Genomic DNA, 7993 nt, shown 5'->3' on the forward strand with positions numbered 1-7993 from the left:
GGGACCGTGGGTCATTCGAGCACCGTACTTTGAGTAGCTTAGATGGCGACGGCCGCGTGCAGGGCAATCAGCACTACCGGGCAGGTAGATGCGTCCGTACTGGTTGACCAAGGACACCCGTGTGGGGGGTCGCCCGACCCCTGGGGGTCGCCGGAGGGGGAGTTTCGGCCGGGACAGCCGGGTGTTCGTCACCGTCGAGCAGGCCCAGGCCGCCGTGCACGCGTTCGTCGCCGAATACAACTACGACCGGCCGCACCAGGCATCGACGACGCCTTCCCCGCAGACCCGCTTCCACCGCCCCACTGCAGTCCGCGGGTGTGGTCGCGCGGCCGGAACGGTCGCCACCGGCCATTGATGATCAACTTGTGCTCAGCTGATGACGGCCGGCGACAGGGTGGGCTCACCTTCCGGGGTGACCGGGAGGCGATGCAACCCAAGGAGGCACGTCATGGAGAAGGCCAAGGTCGAGCAGACCGGCAAGAAGAAGCTGGCGCTCAAGGTCCGCAAGCTGGAGCGGCTGGAGACGACGGTCATCCGCGAGGGCCAGAGCGCCTGAGCATCGAACGGCACTTCGGTCGCTGCAAGACATCGGGGGTGGCGGCCGAAGTGCCGTTCTGCCCGGGTTCCATCCGGACGCCGGCAGACCCGGCCGTCTCTTCCCACCTGTCCAAGTGAGGATTGTGAGGTCGCGGATGCGCATGCTCCGGCCGCGCGTCAAGAGTGTCCACGAGCCGTACGCCCTGCCCGGCAACCGCCTGCTCATCGGCCTGATGCAGTACGGCATCGCCGCCGAGATCCAGGACGACGAGGAGGGCCCCATAGCCCGGATCCTGACGCTGCTGGACGGAACCCGGGACCTGGCCCAGCTCTATGCGGACCTCGCCGTCACCCACCCGGATCTCGACGAGGACAGCGTCCGCGAGGTGGTGGACCAGCTCATCGAACAGGGGTTCATCGAGGACGCCGGCGCGCCGCTGCCCGACGGCTTCCCGCCCGAGGCCGCCGCCCGGTACGACCGCGCACGGCACTTCTACTCCTGGATCGACCCCGCTCCGCGCCAGTCGCCCTACGAGGTCCAGGCACGGATCGGGCGGGCCCGCGTCGGCGTGCTCGGCCTCGGCGGCACCGGCACCGCGGTGGCCGCCGGCCTGGTCGCCAGCGGCGTCGGCAACCTGCACTGTGTCGACTTCGACGTCATCGACGAGCCGAACCTGACCCGCCAGCTGCTCTACACCGAGCGCGACGTCGGCCAGCCGAAGGTGAAGGTCGCGGTGGAACGGCTGCGGGCGATGAACTCCCTGGTGGCGGTGACCGGCGAGGAGTGCCAGGTGAGCCGCGCCGCGGAGCTCGCACCGCTGATGGCCGACTGCGACGCCTTCGTGCTCTGCGCCGACAAGCCCGAGCGCCTCATCCAGAGCTGGACGAACGAGGCGGCGCTGCGTACTCGCACGCCCTGGTTCATGGCGGCCTACACCGGCCCGATGACCGTCGTCGGCTCGTTCCTGCCGTACCGGACCGGCTGCTACACCTGCCTGGGACGGCGACCGGACAAGCACGAGCTGCAGACCGACGGCAGACGGTTGACCGACGTGCCGCGGCCCAACGCGGTCATCGCGGCCGGCGCCAACGTGGCCGGTCACCTCTGCGCGCTGGAGGTTCTCTACCACCTCGCCGGGCTACCCCAGCAGGTCGCCGGCCGGGTCTTCCATCAGAGCACTGCCCGCTGGGACCACCAGTACTTCATCGATGTCCCCCGTGACCCCGACTGTCCCTCCTGCGGGGCCGACGCCGAGAACCGGAGCTGAGGACGAGGTGGTGGCCGTGGCGGAGACGACGGAGACGCTGCCGGCGGCTGACAGCCGGGTCCGGTTCCACCCGCTCCGGGTCCGACCGTCCGACGACGACCCGGACACGGTGGTGGTGGGCCGGCCGGAGGTCGGCGAGTTCGTGGAGTTGCCGGCGATCGGCGCCAGGGCCGTTGAACTGCTCGACACCGGGCTGTCGATCGGCGCGGCCGAGCACCGGCTCGCCACCGAGCACGACGTCGACGTCGACCTCGTGGACCTGGTGGCGGCGCTGCGAGAGGCGGGCATGGTCGCCGAGGTCGACGGCCGGCCGGTCGTCGACCCGCACCGCCCGCTCCGGCCGCACCTGCCCGGCCTGCGGGCCCGGCACGTGAGCTGGCTCTTCAGCCCCGTGGCGAAGCTGGGCTACCTGGCACTGGTCGCGGCGACCCTGGTCGCCGTGGTACGGCGTCCCGAGCTGCTGCCCTCGTACCGCGACTTCTTCTGGACCGACTACGTCGGCCTCGCCGTGCTGGTCAACACCGCGCTCTTCTCGGTCACGGCGATCCTCCACGAGTTGTGTCACCTGGTCGCGGCCCGCTCGCTGGGCGCGCCGGCCCGGATCCGGTTCGGGACCCGGCTGCACCACCTGGTGCTGGAGACCGACGTGACGGCGATCTGGTCCGTGCCGCGCCGGTACCGGTACCGGGTCTACCTCAGCGGTCTGCTCTGGGACTTCACCGTCGTCTGCGGCGCGCTGCTGGTGATCGGTTACGCCGCGCCGCATCCGCTGGTCGAGCGACTGCTGGCCGCCGTCGTGCTGGTGATCGTCATGTCGATGGCGGTGCAACTGCACGTCTACATGCGGACCGACCTCTACTTCGTCCTGCTGGACCTGCTGCGGTGCCGCAACCTGTTCCACGACGGTCTCGCGTACGCCCGGCACCTGCTGCGCCGGTGCGGCCATGCGGCGTTGCCCCGCCGGGTGGCGGCGGCCGGGGCGGACCCGAGCGCGGACCTGCCGCCGCACGAACGCCGCGCGGTGCGGATCTACGCGGCGGCGGTCGTGCTCGGCAGCACGGTCGCGCTGGCCAGCTTCGTCGGATTCGGGATCCCGATCATCCTGCACGGGGCGGTCAAGGCCGGCTCGGCGGTGGTCGCCGGTGCGACCGGTGGAAGCCTGCTCGCGGCCGTGGACGGGGCGCTCGTCCTGATGGTCGAGGGCACGTTGCAGGCGATCTTCCTCGGCACGCTCTACCGCCGGCACGCCCGGCGCCGCCGGCCGCCGTCCACCGCCCGCGACGTGCCGCAGGCCGAGCCGATGCCCGCCGGCTGACGGGGCCGGCTGACCGGGTGGGCTGACCCGCTCGGCCGGCTGGCCGGTCGCCACTCCACCCGGATACCCACGTTGCCGATTTCCCGCCCTCGCCTACTGTCGAGCCTGACACGGCGACCGCGATCCACCGATCGCGGTCGCCCTGATCGGCGCTTCGGAGGGCGAACAGGTGCCAGCGGTGACGTTCCGGCTGCTCGGTCCGGTCGAGGTGCGCGTCGACGACCGGGCGGTACGCGTGGGCGGCCCGCGCAGCCAGGCCATGCTGGCCGCGTTGCTGCTGGAAGCCAACCGCCTGGTACCGGTCTCCCGGCTCGTGGACGCCGCCTGGGGCGACCATCCCCCGGCGAGCGCCGAGGTGCAGGTCCGCAACCGGGTGGCCGCCGCGCGGCGGGCGATGCGCGGGGCCGGACTCGCCGCCGACGTCATCGGCACCCAGGGCTCCGGATACCTGCTGACGGTTGCCGGCGGTCAGCTCGACCTGGACGTATTCGAGGCACGGGTCCGCCAGTCCGACCGGCTCGTCGACCAGGGCGCGCCGGAGGTGGCCGTGGCCAGCCTCCGGGAGGCGCTGGCGCTGTGGCACGGTCCGGCGCTCGACGGCCTGCGTACGCCGGCGCTGTCCGCCGCCGCTCAACGTCTCGACGAGCGCCGGATGACCGTGGTCGAGCGGCGCCTCGATCTCGAACTGAGCCTCGGCCGGTACGACGAGGTGATCGGCCGGCTGCTGGAACTCGTCGAGGCGTACCCGTGGCGCGAGCCGCTGGTCGGGCGGCTGATGCGGGCGCTGTACCTGACCAACCGGCCGGGCGAGGCGCTGGACCGCTTCGACCAGCTTCGCCGCCGGCTGGCCGAGGAACTCGGCGTCGATCCGACACCGGAGCTGGTGCGGCTGCGGGACCTGATCCTGCGCAACGATCCCAGCCTCCAGGTCGTGCCCGAGCCCACGCTCAGAGAACTCCGCCAGGAGACCCCTCGCGGTGGTTCGGCGCCGAGGCCGGCGGGCCAGTCAACCGCTGACACCGATCGCCAGACCAGGACCGCGACGACGGAGCGACGTTCTGTGCCGCCTGAAGTCCTGTGGTTCGGGTTGCTCGGTCCGCTGCGGGTGGAACGGAACGGCTCAGCGCTCCCGGCCCTTCCATCCCGATCCCGCATCGTGCTCGCTTGCCTGCTGGTGCGGGCCGGCGACTCCGTTGATCTTGACACCCTGGCCGAGGAGATCTGGGGAATGGATCCGCCGCCGGCGGCCCACGCCGAACTACGCGAACGCGTCGACGCCATCCGGCACCACCTCGGCCCGGCCGGTCGAGACCTGCTGGTGCCCGCCCGGAGTGGCTACGTGATGCACCTGGCGCCGGACCAGCTCGACGCCCAGACCTTCCGACAGCTGACCGGCGCCGCCCGGGCCGCTCGGACCGCCAACGATCAGGACCAGGCGTTGTCCCTCCTGGGCCGGGCGTTCGCCCTGCGCCGCGGTGTGACGCTCGCCGACGTGCGAACCGGACCGCTGCTCAGCTGGTACACCGCGCAACTCGACGCGGAGTTCACGTATGCGGTGGAGGAGCAGGCCGCCCTGCTGTTGCGACTGGATCGGGCAAGCGACGCGGTGCCGCTCCTGCGCCGGCACGTCGATGCCAATCCGACCCGGGAACGGGCGCACGCCCTGTTGATGAACGGGCTCAGCCAGTCCGGCGATCCGGCCGGCGCGCTGGAGGCGTACGAACGTGCCCGGCTGGCCCTGCGTGAGCAGCTCGGCATCGAACCGGGGCCGGATCTGCGGCAGGCCCACCGCGCGGTGCTGACGCAGGACCGGACGCTCTGGAGACCGAGCGATCCGGTCAGCGGTCCGGTGCCGGCCGGGGTCCGACCGCGACAGTTGCCGCCCGCACCCGCCGTGCTGGTCGGCCGGGTCCGGGAGCGTACCGCCCTGCGGCTCGCCGCCGGAGCGTCCCGCACCCGGGCGCGTCCCGCCGTGCTCGCCCTCAACGGTCCCGCCGGCTCCGGGAAGTCGACCCTGGCGGTGTGGCTGGCGCACAAGTTCGCCGACCGGTTCCCGGACGGCCAGCTCTACCTGGACCTGCAGGGTTCCACCCCGGCGCTCACTCCGCTCACCCCGCTCGCGGCACTGACCCGCTTGTTGACCGGCATGGGCCTGCCTGCCTCCGCGATCAGTGGGGACCAGGCGGAGGCGGTCGCCCAGTTCCGATCCCTGTCGGCCAGCCGCAAGGTGATGATCCTGCTCGACAACGCGGTCGACGCCAACCAGGTCGGTGCGCTGCTGCCCGCGTCGGCGGACTGCCTGGTGCTGGTGACCAGCCGGATGATGCTCAACTCGCTGGACGGTGCGGCGCACGTGCCGGTCGGCCCGCTGTCACCCGCGGAGTCCGTGCGGATGCTCGCCGAGCTGATCGGTGCGGAACGGGTAACGGCAGAGCCGGAGCAGGCCGCCCGGCTTGCCCGGTTGTGCGAGCACCTCCCGTTGCCGCTGCGGGTGGTCGGTGCCCGGTTGGCCGCTCACCCGACGCTGCCGCTCCGCCGGCTGGCGGATCGGCTGACCGACGAGCGGAACCGGTTGGACCTGCTGGAGCTTCCGCAGATCAGCGTCCGCGCCTGCTTGCGCTCCGGGTACCAGCAATTGCAGGAATCCGGAACCCTGGTAGACCAGCAGGCGGCTCAGGCCTTCCGGCTGCTGGCGGAGCTGGCCGTGCAGCCGATCGACGCCGCCGCGGTCTCCGCGCTGTTGGACGTTCCGCCGGCCCGAGCCGACGCCGTCGTGGAGCGGCTGGTCGAACTGCAGCTGCTGGAGCTGCTCGAGTCCGACCGGTACCGACTTCACGACCTGCTCCGCCTCACGGGTCAGGAACTGATCGACGGCGACGAGACCGGTCACGAGACGCGCGCCGCCGCAGAGCGCATCATCGCCTACTACGTGGCAACCGCCTGGGCGGCGGCCAACATGGTCCGGCCGGGCCCGCTCGACCGCGGTCCGGTCGAGTCGCCACATGCCATGACTTTTGTCGACCCGACGGCTGCCAACCGATGGCTGGAGCGCGAACTCCCCGCGCTGCTGGCTGTCGCTCGCCGTCATCCCGGCGAGGCCGCACTGGATCTGTTGCGGGCGATCGGCCACTACCTGACGCCCCGGTCACGTTGGACGGAACTCGGCGAGCTGGCAGCGCTCGCCCGGGACGCCGCCGCCGGCGATCCATTGGGTGAGTCGCTGGCGCTGACCTCACTGGGGCTGGCCAGGCACCGACTCGGTGACCCGGAGGAAGCGCTGGCGCATCTCCGGACCGCACTGGCGATACGGAAGCGTACCGGCGATCCTCTGCAGGCCACTACGCTGCAGCTGATCGGTCTGATCCTCTACGAGATCGACCAGCCCGCCGACGCCGTCTCGTGTTTCGTGCAGGCGTACCGGCTGCACCGGGACACGGGTAACGACTTCAATCTGGCAATCAGCCTGCACAACCTCGGCGAGGCGTACGACGTCCTGGGCCGCCCGGCGGCCGCGGAACGCTTTTCCCGCCGCGCACTGGAGGTCCGGCAGGCGCTGGGCGACCGGTTCCTGGCGATGTCCCGCGTGTCAGTCGGCCGAGCCCTGGTCCGACAGGGCCGGCCTGAGGAAGCCCGGCAGTGGCTGGACCGCGGGATCGCCGAGGCCCGCGAGGTGGGATACGGCGAGGCGGAATGGCACGGTCTGATCGTCCGGTCCGAAGTAGCGGTGCGGCGCGGTGAAGCTGAGGCCGCCCTTGCCGACCTGCACCGCGCTGGTCACCTCGCCGAAGGTCTCGGCCGCCCCTTTTTGTACGGCATCGTGCTGCGGCAGTCCGCTCGGGTGCACCGGATGACCGGGAACGTCGGCCTCGCCGAGTCGAGCCGTTCCGCCGCGCGAGAGATCCTGGACAACTGCGTGACGGGCCGCGATCCCGGGATCGAACGATTCCTGGCCGACACCGATCCCGACCGCTGGACGTCGCGTCCCGCTGAGGGCCGTCGCCCGGGCCGCGTGGCCGAGAACGGTCTCGACGTCGGCGGCCACGGCGACCATGCCGACGCCCTCGGCCAGGCGGATGGCTTCGGTGGCGCGTCCAGCGACGAGCTGGGCGCCGGCGACGGCGACCACGGTGGTGAGGACCGGTCCGCGGCGGCAGAAGTAGCTGGCCGGGTCAGTACCGTCGGCGTCAGGCGGCGGTGACCCGCTCAACGGGCCCGCAGGTTGGCTCGACGTACGTCTGTCCTTCGCACGCGGGCGGCTCCAGATCGGTCGACCCCATGCGACCCAGGGGTGAAGAGCAGCGAGCATCGCGCCCCGGTGAACGTCAACGCCCGGGCGGTGGTGGTCAGGCCCTTGCCGAGATCCGTTGGCCGGCGTAGGAAGAACACCACGCCTCACCCCCGGCTCCTCCCACCAGCGTCGGCTCCGTGGATCCGTCCACTTCGTCCACCGTCGAAGGAGATGCGTGTGACCACCCCCAGACGGCTCCGTCTCGCCGTGTCCGTACTGGTGACCGTCGGTACGGTACTGCTCGGCACCGCCGCAGCCGCCGAACCGCCCACGCGGCAACCGGCCGCGCACGGCGACTGCGACCCGATCGACCCGACCGCGTGTCTGCTGCCGTTCCCGAACGACTACTTCACCGTGCCCGATCCAGCCAGCCCCACCGGCAAGCGCGTGCGGTTCGCTGCCTTCTCGATGCCCGCCAACGTGCACGGCACCCCGATCAACCCGGCCGAATGGAACCGACAGGACGGCTTCAGCCCCGGCTCGCCGATCCTGGTGCACGTGCCCGGCTTGGACGCCGCAGCCACGGGGATCGCCCCGGTCACCGACATCGGCCGCTCGCTGGCACCGGACGCGCCGATCGTGCTG

At 71.7% G+C, this 7993-nt stretch carries 4 protein-coding genes and 1 pseudogene; all 5 read left to right on the forward strand.

Features of this window, described 5'->3' with window-relative positions; translation table 11 throughout:
• The first annotated feature begins 181 nt into the window (after positions 1 to 181).
• Positions 182 to 355: a hypothetical protein gene (locus ACVCAH_RS37000; protein WP_447140863.1), complete on the forward strand. Its 174-nt coding sequence runs from the start codon at positions 182 to 184 to the stop codon at positions 353 to 355.
• A gap of 337 nt (positions 356 to 692) precedes the next feature.
• Positions 693 to 1805 carry a TOMM precursor leader peptide-binding protein gene (locus tag ACVCAH_RS37005; RefSeq protein ID WP_447140864.1) on the forward strand — a complete coding sequence of 371 codons (1113 nt, stop codon included), beginning with the start codon at positions 693 to 695 and terminating at the stop codon, positions 1803 to 1805.
• Positions 1806 to 1821: 16 nt separating this feature from the next.
• A complete protein-coding gene (locus ACVCAH_RS37010; protein WP_447140865.1) occupies positions 1822 to 3120 on the forward strand; it encodes a hypothetical protein in 1299 nt (432 codons plus the stop codon).
• Positions 3121 to 3298: 178 nt separating this feature from the next.
• Positions 3299 to 7318, forward strand: coding sequence for an AfsR/SARP family transcriptional regulator (locus ACVCAH_RS37015; protein WP_447140866.1), 4020 nt, complete (start codon positions 3299 to 3301; stop codon positions 7316 to 7318).
• A 267-nt stretch (positions 7319 to 7585) separates the two neighbouring features.
• A pseudogene (locus tag ACVCAH_RS37020) lies at positions 7586 to 7993 on the forward strand (hypothetical protein); the annotation flags it as partial.

The sequence above is a fragment of the Micromonospora sp. LZ34 genome (assembly GCF_052981855.1).